Below are 18,249 nucleotides of genomic sequence, written 5' to 3' on the forward strand. Positions count from 1 at the left end.
TTTTTTTGCCGCTTCACGAGGGGCGTTGGCCCCCCCCCCTGAGGTGCTCTACTATAGGCAAATTTATCTTCTCCGATACTATCGATGTCCGAGCCTGGGGCCCATCATCGATCCGAAAGGTCGGCCGCAGGAACAAGAACAACAATCGGTGCGGACCACATGGACAATCTGACCGTCGAGCTGCTGATCTCACTTGCCGAGATAATGTGCGTAATCATCGTCATCGCGTACGTGGTCACCCGCACCAAGATGTTCAATGACGTCCTGGACGGCAAGCGCCGCTGGAAGAATCTGCTCTTCCTCATGGTGACGTTCGGCCTCCTCTCCATCTTCGGCACCTATGCCGGAACTGATGTAATGGGCGCCAAGGTCAACGTCCGCGACCTCGGCCCCATGATCGCCGGGCTGGTGGGCGGCCCGGTGGCGGGCATCGGGGCCGGGCTGATCGGAGGATTCCACAGGCTGCTCTTCGTGGGCGGGGACACCACCCTCTCCTGCTCCCTGGCCACCATGTTCGCCGGCCTCTTCGGGAGCATCATATGGTACCTGGCGGGCAAGAAGTTCCCCGGCATACTGGTAGCCGTCTCCTTCGCCGTTCTGCAGGAGTCGTTCCACATGGGTCTGACCCTGCTCATAGTAACGCCGTACCCCTACGCCGTGGAGGTGGTCCAGCAGGTCGGCCCGGCCATGATCATCATCAACAGCCTGGGCATGCTGATATTTGCCTACATCATCAACAACCTCATACGGGAGAAGGCCACCAAGGAGGAGCGCGACCGCTTCCACGACACCCTGGAGAAGGAGAAGTTCGAGATGGAGGTGGCCAAGAGCATCCAGCAGGACTTCCTGCCCAAGAACGGACCGGCCGTCAGGGGGTTCGACACCTACGCCCTCAACGTCCCCGCCAAGGAGGTGGGCGGGGACTTCTACGACTTCATAGACCTGGGGGACGGGCGGTCCGGCCTGGTCATCGCCGACGTCTCCGGCAAGGGAGTTCCCGGCGCGATTTACATGGTGCTGTCCCGCACGGTCCTGAGGGCGACCTCCGTCAAGGCGTCCAGCCCCGCCCAGGCGGTGGCTGAGGCCAACCGCCTGATCTACGAGACCTCCGATTCAGGAATGTTCGTGACCCTGTTCTACGCCATCCTGGACCCGGCCACGGGGAAGCTGACCTACGCCAACGCCGGCCACAACCCGCCCATGCTCCTCCGCGGCGGGGCCATTGCCGAGCTGGGAGGGAAGGGCATCGCCCTAGGGGCGACGGACGACACCACGCCGGAAGAGAAGGACCTGGTCCTGAACGCAGGGGACATCATACTGTTCTACACCGACGGGGTCACCGAGGCCAACGGCCTCGGCGGGGAGCTGTACGGGGAGGAGCGGCTCCGGACGACCCTGAACCGGCTGGCGGGGTCGTCGGCCATGGAGATCGTGGAAGGGATCAAGAAGGACGTCCTGGAGTTCACCAAGGGCGAGGTCCAGTTCGACGACATCACCCTCATGGTCCTGAAGGTGGGGGCGAGATCGTGAGCGTTCGTGAGCGGAAGCGCTTCGAGGCCGAGCTCGGCCGCCTGGACGAGATCCTGGAGTTCGTCGGGTCAGGGGCGGAACATTTGGAGGATACGGAGCGGAGGTCGGACCTGCTGGTGGCGGCGGAGGAAGCGTTCACCAATATCGCCAAGCACGCCTACGAGGATGGGGGCGAGGTCGAGATAGAGATGGAAGCAGGACCGAACGGCGTCCTCCTCACCTTCTGCGATGGGGGAAAACCGTTCGACCCCCGCAGCGTGCCCCCGCCGGACCTGGACATCGAAGCCGAGGAGCGGGCAGTAGGAGGCCTGGGGGTGCACCTCATGATGAATCTGGTGGACGAGGTCCGCTACCGGCGCGAGGAAGGGAGGAACGTGCTCACCCTGGTGGTGGGCACCGATAGTAACGATCCGAAGAGCAAGGGAGAGGAGAGCTGAGCGCAATGGAGATCACAGAGAGCTTGAGCAACGGGACCAAGATAATCCGCACCGCGGGGCGGATCGACGCCTACTCGGCCAAGACCCTGGAGGACTGCCTCAAGAAGGCTATCGACGGGGGCGACCGCAGCATACTGGTGAGCCTGAAGGACACCGACTACATCAGCAGCGGGGGCCTGAGGGTGTTCCTGGCGACCCTGAAGGAGCTCCGCAAGAGCGGCGGCTCCCTCAAGCTGTGCTGCCTCTCCCCCGGCGTGCTGAAGATATTCAAGCTGGCCGGGTTCACCACCATATTCAGCATCTTCGGGACGGAGCAGGAAGCGCTGGCGGTCTGACCATGCCTTCGCTGGAGAACGGCAAGTGGCAGCCCATACCGGGGCTCCCCGGAGCGGAGATGTTCCCGTTCATCCGGAAGCCGGACATCGTGTCCTGCAACTCCTACCTCATCAGGACGCCGTCCGAGCTGGTGGTCATCGACCCGGGCGCCGACGCCGAGCAGATGGCCCGCATCCTGGACATGGTGCGCGAGGAGGCCGGCAACGGCCGGAGCATCACGTTCTACCTCACCCATTGCCACGTGGACCACTGCTTCCAGATCGCATCGGCCTACCGCGACGGCACCATCGGCCCCATAGATCTGGTGGTCCAGCAGGCCGGGGCGGAGGCCCTGAGGGAGCTGGACGCCGATCTCACCCAGGCCCGCATCATGGGCTGGACCTTCCCGCCGTCGTTCCTGGAGGTCCGCTACTCCTCGCTGCTATCAAAAAGCAGCCTCACCGGGGAGCTGTCCCTTGGGACCAGGATGGACGTGCTGCCGACCGAGGAGGGCATGACCGTGAACCGACAGGTCGTCCCGCTGGACGGCGGGGAGATGGAGGTGTTCCACACCCCCGGCCACAGCCCCGACAGCGTCTGCTACCTGGTCGGGAAATACCTGTTGTCCGGCGACCTTCTGTTCGCCGCTGAGCCGGGAGTGGCCGGCCAGGTTGGCTGGGACCGCGACGCCCTGGTGACCTCGGTGAGGAACGCGCTGTGGCTGCTGAGGGCCAGGGACATCGAGCTGTGCTGCCCTGGCCACGGCCGCCCGGTGGACAAGAAGACCGCTCAGGCTATACTAGAGAGCATGCTGAAGAGGGCGGGCGAGCTCGGCTCCATCCACACCTACGACCTGGACAGGGTCCGCTTCACCTCCGACTACGCGCTGGACATACTGATGGAGGCGAACGAGGCGTTCACCGTCCTGGCGGGGCGGCTATACTACCTGTCGTACTACCTGGAGGAGCTGGAGGAGTCCGAGGAGGCCCGCCGGTGCATGGAGGCCATCCAGGCCGACAAGATCGACGAGCTGCTGGCCTCATTCCACAGCTTCGTGGAGGAGTTCAAGGAGGGCCGCAAGGTCCAGCTCCAGGTCGTCCTGAAGGCCGTCCAGACCATCCAGTCCATCGAGCGCCTGTTCACCGGCACCCATTTGGAGGAGCTCATGGAAGCGTCCCTGCTGCGGAAAACCTCCCGGCTCCTGGTCGACTTCACCAACGCCATCAAGGGGGTGGAGTTCCAGACTGACCCCGTCCGCTCCAGCCTGGACGACCTGGTGGAGAGGACCGTGGAAGCATTGGCCTCTCCCCCGCCCCCAGAGGACGAGATACTGAACGCGGTGGGCGACGACCGGGCCTACCTGGCAGCGCTGGCGAAGAGGATAGCTCATCTACCAATCTACGATGACGTCAGCTTCGCCGTGGGGAGAGGAGACGCGAACGTCCTCGCCGACGAGGGGCGGTTCATCGACGCCCTGTGCAGCCTCCTCGAGGAGTACGTGGGAGTGGAGGCGAGGACCATATCGCTGGAGGTCCGAGACGGGGACAAGCCCGTACTGTTGGTCTCCAGCGAGAGAGACGTGAGCATGCTGAGCACGGAGAAGCGGAGGGCCCATCGCCGGCGCTTCGAGCTCGCCGGAGCGAAGATGTGGGAGGAGGACGAGCCCGCTTCCTTCGTCATCGAGTTCGAGAGGGCGGGATCTTAGGCATGGCGGGGGGCCCGCCGCGCGGACCGACGGACCGTTACCGTCCCGCTAGTATCTCCGCCAGAAGGCGGCGCTCCCCTCGCCTTAGGTGCTCCACCACCGTGGCCTTGGTCAGCCCCATCTTCGCGGCCAGCTCGTTGGCGTTTATCTTCCGCGGATACTCATAATAGCCGCTGCGGTACGCCTCGCACAGCACCTCCCTCTGCCGCTTGGGCAGCGCGGACAGCAGGCTCTCGTCCTTGAAGTGGGGAACTACAAAATTAACGTCCTCTATTGTCCCGATGTCCTTGACCCGGTCGAGCACCGCCTTCAGGTCCTTCCCGTTCCCTATGCACCCGAAGACGATCCGCTCCCTCGACCGCGTCAGAGGGGTGGTCCACACCAGGTCCTGGCTTAGGGACAGTGTCGGCATTATGTCCTCGCTCCCGACCCTGAAGTCCCCCAGCACTAGGTAGGTGTTCCCGTCACTCCTGAGGACCTCGGCGATCTCCAGCTTGTCAGGGAAGCTCACGTCCTCGATGCGGGTCCCCGGCCGGAGGCGCAGCTCCATCAGGGCGAGGCGAAGCTCCATGCGGTGGCTGATGCCCAGGAACTCCAGCACCGCCATGCTCTCGATGCTGCCGTAAAAATCCTCCATCAGCTCCTGAAGCTCGGGACCAGGCCTGAGCTGGACGATCATTTTTCTCATGAAGACCCTCGATGTACAGTATATGTACTGTCGTACATGAATGGGGCTTTTCTTGAATATATCCATCACCTTGACAGAAGGGTCGGAGAACTGGACTCATGGAAGTTACGAGCACGGCATGGATCGTATTCATCATCACCATAGTAGCGCTCCTGGCGCTGGACTTGGGAGTCTTCAACCGCAAGGCTCACGTGATCAAGCCTAAAGAGGCCATGATCCAGGTGGTCGTGTTCATCTCCGCCGCGGTGGTGTTCAACCTCGGCATATACTGGTTCATGGGTCCCCAGACTGGATTGGAGTTCACCACCGGCTACATCATGGAGCTCATGCTGAGCGTCGACAATCTCTTCGTGTTCGTCCTGGTGTTCGCATCGTTCTGCGTACCGGAGAAGGACCAGCACAAGGTGCTGTTCTACGGCATCATAGGCGCTTTGGTGTTCCGGTTCGCGTTCATCCTCGCCGGCGTCACCCTGGTGGAAGCGTTCGACTGGGTCCTGTACATCTTCGGGGCCTTCCTGATCTTCACCGGCATAAGGATGGTGGTCAAGAAGGAGAAGGAGGTCGAACCGGACAAGAACTTCATGGTGCGGGCGTTCCGGAAGATCATGCCTGTAACCTCTGGCTACGAGGGCGACAAGTTCTTCGTGCGGAAGAGGGACGAGGCGGGGAACCTTGCCCTCTGGGCCACCCCCATGTTCGTAGCCTTGCTGGTGGTGGAGACGACCGATATCATGTTCGCCGTCGATTCCATCCCGGCGATCCTGGGCATCACCACGAACACCTTCATAGTGTTCAGCTCCAATGCGTTCGCCATCCTCGGCCTGAGGTCGATGTACTTCGCTCTGTCACACATCATGAACGCCTTCTGCTACCTGAAGTACGGGCTGGCCGGCATCCTCAGCTTCGTCGGCGTCAAGATGCTGATCGCCGAGTTCTACCACGTTCCGGTGGAGATCTCGCTGCTCATCATCGTCCTGATACTAGGCGTGGCGATCATCGCGTCCTGGCTGAAGACCAGGAAGACCGGCACCTGCCCGGTGGTGGAAGAGATCGAGGAGGATACCTGCCCCGCCCTGAAGCGCAAGGAGTGATGAGGGCAACGATGGCCAGAGTGCTGCTGTCCATCAACGCGGAGCACCTCGAGAAGCTCTTCAATGGGGGCCAAAGGATATGAATTTAGAGTGATAAGATGCAAAAATGTGACCGGTCTCATCATCAGGAAGGCTTCAGCATAAATTAGTGTTCTCGGAGCAGGCTAGCTACAGCAATTTCCTGTGCCCGTACGTGCTCGCTATCGTCGCTTCCACGACATAGTCGCCACGGCGTACGTCTCCCTGTGGGAGGAGGAGACACGGGAAGAGAAGAAGAGAGCAGCAGAGGCGAAGTGAGATCAATAAGTGTGTGAGAGCTTGTCGCAAGACTTTGACGGCGAGGCCAGGATAATTATTATATTTTAATATAACAATGTCGAAATCAATCAGAGGAATGCTGGTGTCTATCTTCAAACTCCGTCCGTTCAATGAATGCGACATCAACGATCCTTTTTTTGACAGTCTGAGAGCGGACTATCATCCTGACTTTAACAATTGGTTTGAAAAGAAGTCCGAATCAAATGAACAGGCATATGTGTATCTGGATGGTGGCATACAAGCGTTTCTTTACATTAAGGACGTGGATGATGAGGAGGTTCCAGATGCGCTCCCAAAAGCCCCAAGGATTAAAATCGGGACTCTCAAAATATCAGAAGACTCACGAGGACAACGCATAGGGGAGGGTGCAATAGGTATCGCACTGTGGAAATGGCAACAATCCAATCTAAACGAGATTTATATTACGGCTTTTAAGAAACATGACAGGCTGATTGCTATCCTCGAGTCATTTGGTTTTGTTTATGCAGGGAAGAAGAGAGCGACTGGTGAAAATGTCTATGTCAAAGACAAACGCAAATTGCAATATGCAGATGCAAAACGTTCCTTCCCATACATTAATCCAGATTTTAAGCGTGGCAAGTACATCCCCATCAATGATGATTTTCACGACAGGCTATTTCAATACTCTGAATTAAAGGGCGTAAGGCGTAGTGATGACGACGCTACAGCCGCTTCCAACGGCATTAGTAAAGTATTTATTGCCACACCATTCAGCTATATCGACTACCGTCCAGGTGATGTTGCATTGATCTATCGCAGGCACACTGGAGATGGAGTAAGGAGATATAAATCTGCAGTAACTTCATTTTGCACCATTATGAAGCAGACGCCAGTAAAGCAAAACGATAGGCATGTCAAGACCATGAGTGACTACATGAGTATCGTTGGAAACAAAAGCGTCTACAGCCCGGATGAGCTGAAAAACATTTATAAAAACAGTTATCACAAGAACATAATCATCATTGAGATGGCATATAATGGCTATTTCGGTGCTGGCAAGAATGTCAACTACGACACTCTAGAGACAGGCGGACTCTTCAATAGGCATCCTTATGAAGTCGTGCTAACAAGAGACGATGTGTTGAGAGTACTTAGGATGGGCGGTAAAGGTGAGCAAGATATTGATATCAATAAATCCAGAGCATGTTGAGAAGATACTTGATGGGACGAAAACATATGAATTCAGGAAGGTAAGATGCAAAAAAGAAATCACTACAATCGTTATCTATTGCACGAGCCCGGTTATGAAGGTCGTGGGCGAAGCAGTCGTATTTGATGTGCTCGAGAGCACCCCCGATGAAATTTGGGAAATGACATGCGACACTGCTGGCATAGACAGGGAATTTTTTGACAGCTATTACTCTGGAAGAGATAGAGCAATAGCATTTAGGATTGGGCAGGCAGTTAGATTCGAAGAGCCAAAAGAGCTTTCGGACTATGGGCTGTCATGGGCCCCGCAATCCTTTGCATACCTGAGTGGCTGATGATAATCCTCCTCGTCAAGGGTGATGCCAAGAATCGCATAGTCCTCGTCAAGGCCTTGAAATCGCCTTAGAATATACGTAACATTACAGACTATGGACCTGCCGGAATAGGCTACGCCGTCCCACTCGCGAAGCCATAGCTTGTCTCCAATCTCATATCCTCTGTCATCCCTACGAAGCTCGAATGTTTTTTTCCTTTCGGAGACAGCCAGGAAGTACTCTGGTAGCACTTTCAGTTCGTGGACCTTTGTCATCTTCTGCCTTCGTGGGGATGCCCATCAGACCTATAAAATCTGACTCTACACACCCAGCCTAACTATGATTTATGAGGGCCGCTTGCATTTTAATCAATCTATAAGCCTGGGTATCAAACAATGAGGGGATTCTTTTCAACATTCTTCATTAGAAGCAATACTGCTTGATAGAATTCCTACTTAGTCTGAACCTACTTAACCGATCGGCCCATCATTAAATCCTCCTGGAACGTTTAATGAGAGAATTCCTATGGTAGAAGCGAAGAAACCAAAGGCAAAAGCGCCGGTAATCAAGAAATCGACCAAGAGCACAACGTCCCGACTAGGCAGTTCCAAGGTCCGGAGCGTGGAGAAGCGGAACATGGTCGCGTTGAACGAGAAGGTGATTGCCCACATGAAGCTCAAGGTCGGCGACGTCGTCAGCTACGCCGCCAACGAGGACGGCACCGTCACCATCAGGAAGGCCGCCAAGGGAAAGAAGAAAAAGACCGTGACATTAAGCCTGCGGTGAGGCCGGGGGCGCTCAGCACCCCTCCTCCCCGCCGGTGAGCTGCAGCCCCACGATACCGACCACTATCAGTAGCACGAAGCCCATGCGCAGCAGGTCGGAGGGCTCGTCGAACAGTATGATGCCGGCGATCAGGGAGCCGATGGCGCCGATGCCGACCCATATGGAGTAGGCGGTGCCGACCGGGATCTTGCACTTCATCGCCAGCGCCAGCAGGTACATGCTCAGCGCCAGGAAGATGACGGTCACGACGGCCCAGAAGAGGTCAGTGAAGCCTTCCGACAGCTTCATCGCCACCACCCACAGGGGCTCCATGGTGCCGGCCACCGTCAGGAGGGCCCAGCCCTTTCCGGCGGAGGCGCCGTTCTTGTTCAAGTAGTCACCCCCCATTCTCAGGCCCCCGCGGTCATCTGCACGCCCACGATGCCGGCGATGATCAGGCATATGAACAGTATCCTGACGGGGGACGCCTTCTCCTTGAACAGCACTATTCCCCCGACCAGCGCTCCCACCGCCCCGATGCCGGTCCACACCGCGTACGCCGTGCCGACCGGCAGGTCCATGTCGATGCCCAGGGCCAGCAGGTACGTGCTGAGTGAAAGGAAGATCACCGTGACCACGGTCCACCCGAGATTCCTGAACCCATGGGACTTCTTCATCCCGATGACCCATATGGGCTCCATCAACCCCGCCACGAGAATGAGGACCCAGGCAATAGAAAGCATATGGTCTGGGTGCTATCCAGTAACGTGTTAAAAATCTATTGGCCAAGCATTAGCTGAACCAGAACGTCAGGAGCATTCAAGATGCCTTCGTAATGCGGGAGCTTTTGTTTTTCATTATGGGTGTGCCACAAACGCTCAAACTTTCTTTTGCGGATCGGAGCGCTCACTGCGCCACGTTGGGGGACTGAAAAACAGAATAAAGATTATTTTATGCTCAAGTGAAAAAGCGACAATTTTTATTATCTATTCACAAATTATATGTATCAGATTGCATTCCGGGCGACATGAGCAGTGGGTTCAGGCCGACGAGGGCATCGCTGTTGTTAATCCTCGCGGCATCCATGCTCACGCTGATGGGGGGCGCGGCCGTCGCGCCCGCTCTTCCACTAATCAGCGAGGCGTTCCCGAGGGCATCGGATACGGACATCTCGCTCATCATCACCCTTCCCTCGCTCGCCATTGCGCTCACCGGATTCGCCATCGGGCACCTTGCCGACAAGTACGGCAAGGTGAAGGTGCTCATTCTGTCCCTCGCAATATTCACCGTCGCGGGCTCTTCAGGATACTACCTGGGGACCGTCCAGTCCATCCTCGCCGGCCGGTTCGTCCTGGGGATGGGGATCGCGGGAATGAGCGCCGCCTCCACCGCCCTCGTCGCCGCGTACTACACGGGGGTGTCCAGGACCAGGGTGATAAGCTACCAGTCCGCGGCCATCGGCCTCGGCGTGCTGGTGCTGGAAACATCAGGGGGCGGCCTGGCCACTTTCGGGTGGAGGGAGCCGTTCCTCATTTACCTCATCGGGGCTGTCATCCTGGTCGGGGTGGTGCTCACCCTCAAGGAGCCGGCGCGCGAGGACCGGGCGGAAGCTCAGGAGAAGGAGGGGGCGCGGGCGCGGTCGGGAAGGTCATTGCGCTCAGCTACCTGACGGTCTTCCTGATGATGTTCATGGGGTTCCTGCTCCCCACCAAGCTTCCGTACTACCTGTCCGAGATGGGGGCGAGCGCGCTTGTCAGCGGCCTGATGCTGGGGTGGCACGGCATCTGCAACGCGGGGACCTGCCTCATGTACCGCCGCATAGCAAGCAGATGCGGTAGGAGCGCCATCCTCACCTTTTCCTTCCTGCTGATGGGCATCGGGTTCGGCATGCTCTACTTCACCGGCTCCTACCTGGTGGTATTTGTCAGCGTGGCCCTCGTCGGCGCGGGAATGGGGATGATAATGCCGGCCATGATAAACTGGCTCGCCACGACCGCCACGTCGAGGAACTCCGGGAAGATCATGGGAGGGTTCTATGTGGCCAACAACATCGGGCAGTTCTCCTGCTCCATATTGGCGGCGCCTATCCTCCTGTACGTAGTTTCGTACAGCAACCTCTTCCTGGCGATAGGGCTCCTTGCTTTCGCGGCGTGCGCCCTGTGCCTTTTTGCCACAATGGTTTCGCGGAAGAACGCGGATGATCCCGTAGGCGGATCGTGCCATCTCTGATCATTTCCCGAACTAAAGGGTCTGGACCCTAGACCGCTAACAGTATGCTGGTAAAGAAAGAGGCTAAAAGGTTTTCGGCCCCAGTCCAGATCGGGCCGGGCGGCATACGTTCTGATCTAGAGATTGAGGTCCCAATCCAGGGACGAAACGCTAGATTGTCGTCACCGACATTTGTAATTAAACAAATATAATTTGTTATTTTCTCCATAATATGGAATATTAATTTGAATAATAAACAATTATTCATAATATTTTTTATATCAAGTGTAATTTACACGCCGATAACGGAATGGGACCGTCCTCCACCCGACGGGTGAAAAACAGGCAGTGGAGTCAGGCATTCGCGCTCAGGGCGCTGCGTCCTCTCATGGCTGGGACCGAATAATATTAAAAAGATTATGCTATTCACGTGAGTTATCATGCCTCGGGTGTCTAAAAAGCAGAACAGGATGGATGTGGACAAGGTCACCAAGCTGTTGCTCTCCCATCCCGAGCTCGAAGTGGAGGCCATAGTTCAGCAGACCGGCCTGTCCAACCAGCAGGTGTACAAGATCCTGCGCGACCTGGAGAACGAAGGGATCATCTTCGGGAACACCCGGCTGCTGGACCTTTCGAAGATCAACAGGAAAAGGTTCCTGATCCTGGCCAAGAGGAGCGGGGTGATCCCCAACCCAAACACCGTGGAGATGGCGCTGTACGGCAAGGAGTTCATGAGCCGTTTGGCCGAAGAGAAGATCGACATCATCCCCGAGGACGATTTTACCTGCAACGGCGAATGGGACATGATAACCGTCATCGTCGCCGAGAACGCGCTCCAGGCGAACAAATACGTTGATTTCCTGAGGGCCGTATCACAGGACCAGTTCTCGAAGTTCTCCATGGTCGAGGTCCTGTTCACGACGAAGAAGAACACCGTGGGGACGCCGGACATCGAGGATTTCGCCCAATACATCTCCGAGGTATCGTCGTACCGGAAGAAGTATGGGCTGACCCCATGAACGCCTCTCGATGACGGATGACAAATGCGCAGCCCCCTTATCCACAAAAGCCTAAGGGGCCGGTTCCTGCTGCTCCTGGCATGCGTCGTCAACGGCATCGATGCGCTGGGCATCCTTAGACTGGGAGGGGGCTTCTTTTCTGCACTGTCGGGGAACACGGTACTGCTCGGCATCACCGCAATCTAGGGTCGATACGAGGAACAATCCTGTGCCCCATGGTGTTCCTGGGCTTCGTCCCAGGGGCGGTGGCCGGAGCGCTTCTTCTCCGTCGAATCCCCCAGAAACTCACAGTGAGTCGGCCAGAATATCAGGCGACGACGAGCTCCCTGTTTATCGTCGTGCATTCATGCTAGGGTGTTCATCCGGCACAGCGTTCGATAGCCAGCAAGCTCGATCCGTGAGATCCGCTCAGATAATAACCGGCGCCGCGGTCCTGATGCTTGCGTGTTACAATTCATAAATTCTTAATACTCTGACCTCTCTCCCTGTGTCAGTCCCGATGAGATGATCCCCGGATGATCGTCAGCTCAGCGTCATTATTGGCAGGGCAAATCCATTCCGCGCACTGTCGGCCCACCGGGAGGCCAAGGGAGAAGACCCTCGCATACAAAGGACGCATATCATCCATGATCGAGCATCGTGCCGCTAGAGGGGCATTTCCGCCACGAACAGGGCGCGTCCGACTCGTGCCGCGTCATATGCCCGCGGCTACGCCGAGAAGGCCGGGAACTGAGAGGCAAACAACATGTTAGAAGTAAGCGGCATCGAGTTCTCGTACGATGAAAGGAGGATAATCGAAGATGTCTCATTCCAGGCAAAGGGCAACCGGATCGTGTCCATACTTGGCCCGAACGGGGTGGGAAAAACAACGCTTCTCAAGTGCATATGCAATTTCCTGAAGCCTCAGAAAGGTAAGATCACCATCGACGGGAATGATGTTTCCCAGCTATCGAGCAGGGACCTCGCGAAGTACATCGGGTACGTTCCTCAGAGGGTTTCCACCACGAAGTCCACGGTGTTCGACTCGGCGCTCATCGGGCGCAGACCATACATCGAGTGGTCCACCACGAAGCGCGATCTGGAGATCACGTGGAACGCCCTGGACGCATTAGGCGTCTCCGATCTGTCCCTGAGATATGTCGACGAGATCAGCGGAGGGGAGCTGCAGAAGGTGCAGATCGCACGGGCCATCGTCCAGGAGCCGGAGGTCCTGGTCCTCGACGAACCGACCAACAACCTGGACATCGCCAACCAGCACATCATGATGCGCACGATCATCGGAGCGGTGCGTTCGAGAGGGATGTGCACCATCATGACCATGCACGACATCAACCTGGCGGTCCACTATTCCAATGACCTCATGTTCATAAAGGATGGCAAGGTCCACGCCTACGGCGGCAGGGAGATTGTCACTGAGGACCTGATCCGCGAAGTGTACGGGATAGAGGCTGATGTCATCGTTCACAAGGGGGTCCCGTTCGTCATCCCTCACGCCATGGACCTCGATGCCCCCTGCGCCGGGGAGGATGGCCCGAGCCCCTTCGTCATGTCGGACCCCGCCCCCGAGGCATTGGAGCCGGCAGGGGAGATTGCCGGGGCTAGAGGTTCCAGGTGACCAGCCTCAACCTGTTGGTCCGCGCGTAATGGACCGTACCGTCATCCGTCATTGGTTCGAGCACTTTCCGTATCGCCGGATCCAGCTCGGGCCCGAGACCGTAGGGTTGGAAATCGTTGGCAATTTTGAGCAGGGCCTCGTCGAATGACAGGCTCAGTTCGATCCTCGCGCTGAACTCCCGGGCCTGGGGGCTCCGGCCCATGGTCCTGAGGTTATCCAGCGTCGCGGTTGATCTCCGGGAATCGAACGAGTAGTTCCTCCCGAGCGCCTTCCATACTTCCGCGCAAAGATCGTCCCATCCGTTCTCGATCCACGATATGCTCGCGCATGAACGCTCGGCACATCGTTCCATCCTCCCGAGGAATTCCATGGACCCGGCGCCGGGGCACAGTGCCGACATGACAACGGAGTGCTTTTCCTTGGGCACATAGTCCTTGAAATCCATCTGGAGACGCTTCAGGTTGTGCAGTCCCAGTTCCCGCGCGGAGGAGAACAGCCGGTCTAGCATCTTCGGCGACGTGTCGAGGCAGGTGACGGACCTCACCATCGGGGCGATCCTGAGGCTATACGTGCCCGGTCCGCTTCCCAGTTCCAGAACGGTCCTCCCGCGGTCCAGCGTCCCGTTGGCGCGGAGGTGCTCTACAATCTCGTCGACCATCGTCCCCTGCTGGACGCTGGAGTATGAATCCGCGATGCCGTCCCAGAACCGGAGGGTCTTCTCGTAGCTGAACCCTTCTCCCGAGAAGGGGTGGGAAGCGGGGGGCCGGCCGTTCATGCTTCGACCTTCTTTCGCCTGTAGCCTCTGATAAGAAGGTACAGGAACAGCGGGCCTCCCAGGAACGACGTGATGATGCCCACTGGCAGCGTGAAGGCCATCAGGTTCTGCCCGATGCAATCGGACAGCAGGAGGATCATGGCGCCAAGCATCATCGATCCCGGAAGGACGTACCGATGATCGTTGCCGAGGAACATCCTCACGATGTGCGGACCGAGCAGGCCTACGAACGCGATTATCCCCATGAACGAAACGACCACCGAGGTCAACAGCGCGGCCAGGAAGAGCGTGATTATCCTGAGCCAGTTGACGTCGATGCCCAGAGACCTTGCCACGTCATCCCCGGCGTCGAGCGCGTTGTAGTCCCACCTCTTCCAAAGAAAATACAAGATGGTCGCCGATGATACCACGGCGAGTATCGTGAGCTCATTCCATGGCGCCTTTCCGAGGGAGCCGAACTGCCAGAACACGATGGCCGAGAGCGCATAATCGTTGTAGATGTACTGGAGCATGCTGATCCCGGCAGAGAAGATCGAGCTCAGCGCGACCCCCGCGAGGACCATGGTCTCGGGGCTGACCTTTGTGATCTTAACGAGCAGGATGATTATCCCCGTCGCTATCAGCGACCAGGAGAACGCGCTTATCGTGACCAGGTAGGGGTTGTTTATGACTATGGAGGCGTGGCTCTGGCCTACGATCATCCCACCGCCCAGAGCCACGATGCCCAGGGACGCGCCGAACGCGGCCGCGTTCGATATCCCGAGGGTGTACGGGGACCCCAGGGGGTTCCTCAGGACACATTGCATCACCGCTCCGGCGATGCCTAGCACGAAACCCGCGAGCAGGCCCGATATGATCCTGGGCAGGTACAGGTTCCAAACGAGGATGACGTCGACCTTTTCGTTCAGAGGGCTTTCCTTGTCAAACACTATCCTGGCCAATTCGGAGAAGGTTATCGTCCCCACGTCGATCTTGAGGACCGCGATGGACGTTACGACCAGTAACACCAAGAGCACGGCTAGGAACAGGGACTTCCTCTTGGAGTGGGCGATATAGCCATCGATCCCGATCTTCGACCTGATCACGACTTTGTCCAGAACGTCGTTCATGTGGCATCCTCTTGGAAATAAGAACGCTGGCCGAAGCCAGCGAAAGGGTTTATGCAGGCACTCCGAAGGTCATGCTTCCGTCGCTACCGATGGTTATCTCCCCGTAGACAGGGTTCGCGCGCCGCCCCATGTAGGCATTGTTCATGTCCTCATAGATAGTGGTCGGCGTGGTAGGCGCAGGAACACCAGAAGAGGCCATGTCACGGTTGGACATGTGGCTTCCGAGGAAACCGTCCAGCACCGCATTGACCTTCGCTTCGAACTGTTCTTCGGTAAGCAGCCCGTACGCATCCTTGAGGATCTGGTAGGCCGAGATCAGGATGTTCTCGTAGTTGATGCCGGTCCAGATGTACGGGAACGCCACGTACGCATCGTGTTCCTCGAACAGCTGCAGGATGCCTTTGGAGGTCATGTCGCCGCACATGTACAGCCCGGTAGCATCAAGGAACAGCATCACTTCGGAGCCGGTTTTTTCGGCGGCATCTACCGATTCCTTGATCTTGGTGGCGGAGTACGTGCTGACCCCCGATCCCTCCATGTCCATCTCCTCGCCGGCCAGGATGTTGTTGACACCCGCTAGCGCGAATGGCATGTAGTAGGCGATGGAGGAGTCGGCACCGTGGGCCCCGTTGTACGCTAGCGCGCCGATGTAGGCGCTCTTCTTTTCGGTCACCGTCGCCGCGATGCTCCTGATGTCTGCGACATAGAAGCTGATGGCGTCGAGCAGCTCCTCTCCCCTCTCCTCCATATTCAGCGCCTTGGAGATCAGGCTGATCTGGGCCTTGAGGGAGTCTACCACCTCGAAGGTCTCCGGTTCGAGGAAGGTGTAGATGTAGCCGATGGACAGGACGTTGAGGCCCCCGTCCACGAGCGACTTGTATTCATTGGGGTAGTCGGTGATGAACCCTTCTGGGACGATCACGATGGACGGCTGCGCCTTCAGTATGTTCGCCACGTCCGCGGGGGTGATCCCGCAGTTGGTGTGGGAGAAGTCATTTTCATCTGACTCGTCTACATCGGCAAGGGCGCGGCCGTAGTACATGAACGTTTTCCCCATGAAGTTGGTCCGGTCATTGATATCGATCATTATGCACTTGTCAGCAAGCCCAAAGTAGGTCATCCATCTGAACGAGTCTTGACCGATGGCCACTATGCCGTTGTCGAGATTCTCCACCACTTGGATCTCGCGCCCGACGAAATCGACGTTCTCGCCAACCACATCTTCGGCTTTCCCCCCATCCCCCAGCAAAGTTATCGCGGCAATCCCCGCGACCAGCAGGACCGCTACGACAATAACCGCAAAAATCTTTTTCTGCTCCATGCCCACCGTTAATGAATTGCCCTTGATAATACTTTTTGAAATTTCGTGTTACTGACATATCGGGCTTGATCGATACCCACGCCACGTTCCTTCGGCCACCCCACCGCAACACTTTTCTAGCGTTCGAAAGTCGTTCGCAGGTGTTCGTAAATCATCCCCTGATCAAGCCGAACTCGGTGCGGGAAAGAAGCTACCAGAGAGAGCTGGCCGACGCCTGCCTGCGCTCTTCCACTCTCGTCGTCCTGCCCACCGGGCTGGGGAAGACCGTCATCGCGCTCCTGGTCATTGCCGACGTACTCCGCGACAATGGCGGCAAGGTGCTGTTCCTCGCCCCGACCAAGCCGCTGGTGGAGCAGCATGCCTCGTTCCTCCGGGCCAACCTGATGAGCAGGGACGTCATTATGATGACCGGAGAGGTCGAGCCGGCGGGGAGGCGGGCGCTGTGGGACGAGAACGACGTCATCGTCTCCACCCCGCAGGTCATCGCCAACGACCTCCGGAACGGGCTGGACCTGGGAAACGTCCGCCTGATCATATTCGATGAAGCGCACCGGGGCGTGGGCGACTACGCCTACGTGAAGGTCGCGGAGGCCTACAAGGCCTCCAAAGGAAGGACCATGGCCATCACCGCCTCCCCGGGAGTCACCAAGAAGAAGATCCTGGCGGTGTGCGAGAATTTGGGCCTCGATAACATCGAAGCGAGGTCAGAGGAGGATGACAACGTCTCCGACTACGTGTTCGACATCGGCCTGGAGCGGGTGGAGGTGGAAGTGCCCGAACGCCTGAAGGAGGTTATCGGAACGCTCCGCCCCCTGCACGAGTCGTACATCAAGCAGCTGGTGAAGATGAGGGCGATGAGTTCGAAGAGGCCCCCGACCACCATGTACCTGCTGGAGGTGAGCCGCTCGCTCCAAGCCAGGCTCCGCTCCGGCGGCAATAAGGGATACCTCTTCAGAGCGCTGAGCCTGCAGGCCATGGCCATAAAGGTAGGGCATGCCATCGAGCTTGCCGAGACCCAGGGGACCGATGCGGTCCGCGCGTACCTCGGCTCGGTCAAGAGGGAGGCGGGGTCATCGAAGGGGTCCAAAGCATCCCGGGCGGTGGCCACTTCCGATGAGTTTGCCAAGGCGTGGGAGCTGCTGGAGGGCATGGAGGACGAGCACCCCAAGATGCCCTTGCTCGCCGATCTCATCTCCCGTCAGATCGCTTCGAAACCGAGCTCGCGGATCATGGTCTTCACCAACTACCGCGGCAGCTGCGAGACGGTGGTGGGACGATTGTCCGAGCTAGATGGAGCAAAAGTGCATAAGCTGGTCGGGCAGACCGACAAGGGCGGGGACAAGGGCCTCCGCCAAAAGGAGCAGGTGGAGGTGCTCTCCCGCCTGCGCGGGGGAGAGATCAACGTCGTGGTCGCCACCTGCGTGGGGGAGGAAGGCCTCGACGTCGCCGACACCGACCTGGTGGTGTTCTACGAGCCGGTGCCGTCGGCCATCCGGAGCATACAGAGAAGGGGGAGGACCGGCCGCACCGCGCCGGGCAGGGTGGTCATCTTCATCACTAAAGGCACCAGGGACGAGATGTCCATGAGCACCAGCACGGCCAAGGAGGGCACCATGAAGAGGAACCTCGCCAGGATCAAGAAGCAGATGGACGCCAGGAGGGCGATGGGGGAAGTGCCGATCGAGCGGGCGCTGGCCCGATGCGCCGCCAATAGCCCCATCGACGAGGAGGTGGACTGCTAAGAATGATGCATTGTGGAAAACATTATTTCATTAATTATTAGCTATTTTGCTTATATCTTAGAAAATAAGTTAATTTGATAATAAGACAATAGGGGGTCAAATTGTATCGCCTCAGCGATACAGCCGT

At 57.8% G+C, this 18,249-nt stretch carries 21 protein-coding genes; 14 read left to right on the forward strand and 7 right to left on the reverse strand.

The window, feature by feature from the left end:
- The first annotated feature begins 159 nt into the window (after nt 1-159).
- Genes WYS_RS08655 through WYS_RS08670 form a run of 4 tightly spaced genes read left to right on the forward strand, consistent with a single transcriptional unit; the run spans nt 160 to nt 3,987 of the window.
- A complete protein-coding gene (locus WYS_RS08655) occupies nt 160-1,530 on the forward strand; it encodes a PP2C family protein-serine/threonine phosphatase (RefSeq protein ID WP_019177771.1) in 1,371 nt (456 codons plus the stop codon).
- The gene (locus WYS_RS14820; protein WP_019177772.1) at nt 1,527-1,967 is read left to right on the forward strand and encodes an ATP-binding protein; all 441 of its coding nucleotides are present in this window, start codon (nt 1,527-1,529) and stop codon (nt 1,965-1,967) included. Before WYS_RS08655 ends, WYS_RS14820 begins: the two co-directional genes overlap by 4 nt.
- A 5-nt stretch (nt 1,968-1,972) precedes the next feature.
- Nucleotides 1,973-2,302 (forward strand): STAS domain-containing protein, encoded by a 330-nt coding sequence (locus WYS_RS08665; protein ID WP_019177773.1) that lies wholly within the window; start codon nt 1,973-1,975, stop codon nt 2,300-2,302.
- Nucleotides 2,303-2,304: 2 nt separating this feature from the next.
- Nucleotides 2,305-3,987: an MBL fold metallo-hydrolase gene (locus tag WYS_RS08670; RefSeq protein WP_019177774.1), complete on the forward strand. Its 1,683-nt coding sequence runs from the start codon at nt 2,305-2,307 to the stop codon at nt 3,985-3,987.
- A 37-nt stretch (nt 3,988-4,024) separates the two neighbouring features.
- Here the strand turns inward: WYS_RS08670 and WYS_RS08675 are convergent, their stop codons facing one another.
- A complete protein-coding gene (locus WYS_RS08675) occupies nt 4,025-4,675 on the reverse strand; it encodes a helix-turn-helix domain-containing protein (protein ID WP_162137725.1) in 651 nt (216 codons plus the stop codon).
- Between the two features lie 98 nt (nt 4,676-4,773).
- Here WYS_RS08675 and WYS_RS08680 point away from each other — a divergent pair, with 98 nt between their 5' ends.
- From WYS_RS08680 to WYS_RS15685, 3 genes are all read left to right on the forward strand, one after another.
- Nucleotides 4,774-5,766 carry a TerC family protein gene (locus WYS_RS08680; RefSeq protein ID WP_019177776.1) on the forward strand — a complete coding sequence of 331 codons (993 nt, stop codon included), beginning with the start codon at nt 4,774-4,776 and terminating at the stop codon, nt 5,764-5,766.
- Nucleotides 5,767-6,160: 394 nt separating this feature from the next.
- A complete protein-coding gene (locus tag WYS_RS14825; protein ID WP_019177777.1) occupies nt 6,161-7,255 on the forward strand; it encodes a hypothetical protein in 1,095 nt (364 codons plus the stop codon).
- Nucleotides 7,215-7,589, forward strand: coding sequence for a hypothetical protein (locus WYS_RS15685; protein ID WP_019177778.1), 375 nt, complete (start codon nt 7,215-7,217; stop codon nt 7,587-7,589). Before WYS_RS14825 ends, WYS_RS15685 begins: the two co-directional genes overlap by 41 nt.
- Here WYS_RS15685 and WYS_RS14830 read toward each other — a convergent pair.
- On the reverse strand, nt 7,541-7,843 hold the full coding sequence (locus WYS_RS14830; protein ID WP_019177779.1) for a DUF3850 domain-containing protein: 303 nt from the start codon (nt 7,841-7,843) through the stop codon (nt 7,541-7,543). The two genes, WYS_RS15685 and WYS_RS14830, sit on opposite strands and share 49 nt — an antisense overlap.
- A gap of 250 nt (nt 7,844-8,093) precedes the next feature.
- Here WYS_RS14830 and WYS_RS08700 point away from each other — a divergent pair, with 250 nt between their 5' ends.
- Nucleotides 8,094-8,354, forward strand: a complete 261-nt coding sequence (locus WYS_RS08700) for a hypothetical protein (protein WP_019177780.1) — start codon at nt 8,094-8,096, stop codon at nt 8,352-8,354.
- A gap of 12 nt (nt 8,355-8,366) precedes the next feature.
- Here WYS_RS08700 and WYS_RS08705 read toward each other — a convergent pair whose 3' ends face one another.
- Complete coding sequence (locus WYS_RS08705; protein WP_236993860.1) at nt 8,367-8,726, reverse strand: DMT family transporter; 360 nt, start codon at nt 8,724-8,726, stop codon at nt 8,367-8,369.
- Nucleotides 8,727-8,743: 17 nt separating this feature from the next.
- The gene (locus WYS_RS08710; RefSeq protein WP_081579921.1) at nt 8,744-9,076 is read right to left on the reverse strand and encodes a DMT family transporter; all 333 of its coding nucleotides are present in this window, start codon (nt 9,074-9,076) and stop codon (nt 8,744-8,746) included.
- Nucleotides 9,077-9,360: 284 nt separating this feature from the next.
- On the opposite strand from WYS_RS08710, the gene WYS_RS14835 reads away from it, so the two are divergent.
- The 5 genes from WYS_RS14835 (at nt 9,361) to WYS_RS08730 (ending at nt 13,175) form a co-directional block, all read left to right on the forward strand.
- On the forward strand, nt 9,361-10,002 hold the full coding sequence (locus WYS_RS14835) for an MFS transporter (RefSeq protein WP_049796312.1): 642 nt from the start codon (nt 9,361-9,363) through the stop codon (nt 10,000-10,002).
- An 11-nt stretch (nt 10,003-10,013) separates the two neighbouring features.
- Nucleotides 10,014-10,562, forward strand: a complete 549-nt coding sequence (locus WYS_RS14840; protein WP_049796313.1) for an MFS transporter — start codon at nt 10,014-10,016, stop codon at nt 10,560-10,562.
- A gap of 419 nt (nt 10,563-10,981) precedes the next feature.
- The gene (locus WYS_RS08720) at nt 10,982-11,560 is read left to right on the forward strand and encodes a helix-turn-helix domain-containing protein (protein ID WP_049796314.1); all 579 of its coding nucleotides are present in this window, start codon (nt 10,982-10,984) and stop codon (nt 11,558-11,560) included.
- A gap of 24 nt (nt 11,561-11,584) precedes the next feature.
- Complete coding sequence (locus WYS_RS16085; RefSeq protein ID WP_019177784.1) at nt 11,585-11,746, forward strand: hypothetical protein; 162 nt, start codon at nt 11,585-11,587, stop codon at nt 11,744-11,746.
- 559 nt (nt 11,747-12,305) lie between these two features.
- Nucleotides 12,306-13,175, forward strand: coding sequence for an ABC transporter ATP-binding protein (locus WYS_RS08730; RefSeq protein WP_019177785.1), 870 nt, complete (start codon nt 12,306-12,308; stop codon nt 13,173-13,175).
- On the opposite strand, the gene WYS_RS08735 is transcribed toward WYS_RS08730, so the two are convergent.
- Genes WYS_RS08735 through WYS_RS08760 form a run of 3 tightly spaced genes read right to left on the reverse strand, consistent with a single transcriptional unit; the run spans nt 13,159 to nt 16,380 of the window.
- Nucleotides 13,159-13,950, reverse strand: a complete 792-nt coding sequence (locus WYS_RS08735; protein ID WP_019177786.1) for a class I SAM-dependent methyltransferase — start codon at nt 13,948-13,950, stop codon at nt 13,159-13,161. The two genes, WYS_RS08730 and WYS_RS08735, sit on opposite strands and share 17 nt — an antisense overlap.
- A complete protein-coding gene (locus tag WYS_RS14845) occupies nt 13,947-15,059 on the reverse strand; it encodes a FecCD family ABC transporter permease (protein WP_019177787.1) in 1,113 nt (370 codons plus the stop codon). Before WYS_RS14845 ends, WYS_RS08735 begins: the two co-directional genes overlap by 4 nt.
- Before the next feature lie 49 nt (nt 15,060-15,108).
- Entirely contained in the window at nt 15,109-16,380 is a 1,272-nt protein-coding gene (locus WYS_RS08760; RefSeq protein ID WP_019177788.1) for a hypothetical protein, read from the reverse strand.
- Nucleotides 16,381-16,520: 140 nt separating this feature from the next.
- On the opposite strand from WYS_RS08760, the gene WYS_RS14850 reads away from it, so the two are divergent.
- Complete coding sequence (locus WYS_RS14850; protein WP_019177789.1) at nt 16,521-18,122, forward strand: helicase-related protein; 1,602 nt, start codon at nt 16,521-16,523, stop codon at nt 18,120-18,122.
- Nucleotides 18,123-18,249: the final 127 nt, after the last annotated feature.

Source organism: Methanomassiliicoccus luminyensis B10, assembly GCF_000308215.1.
GTDB lineage: Archaea > Thermoplasmatota > Thermoplasmata > Methanomassiliicoccales > Methanomassiliicoccaceae > Methanomassiliicoccus > Methanomassiliicoccus luminyensis.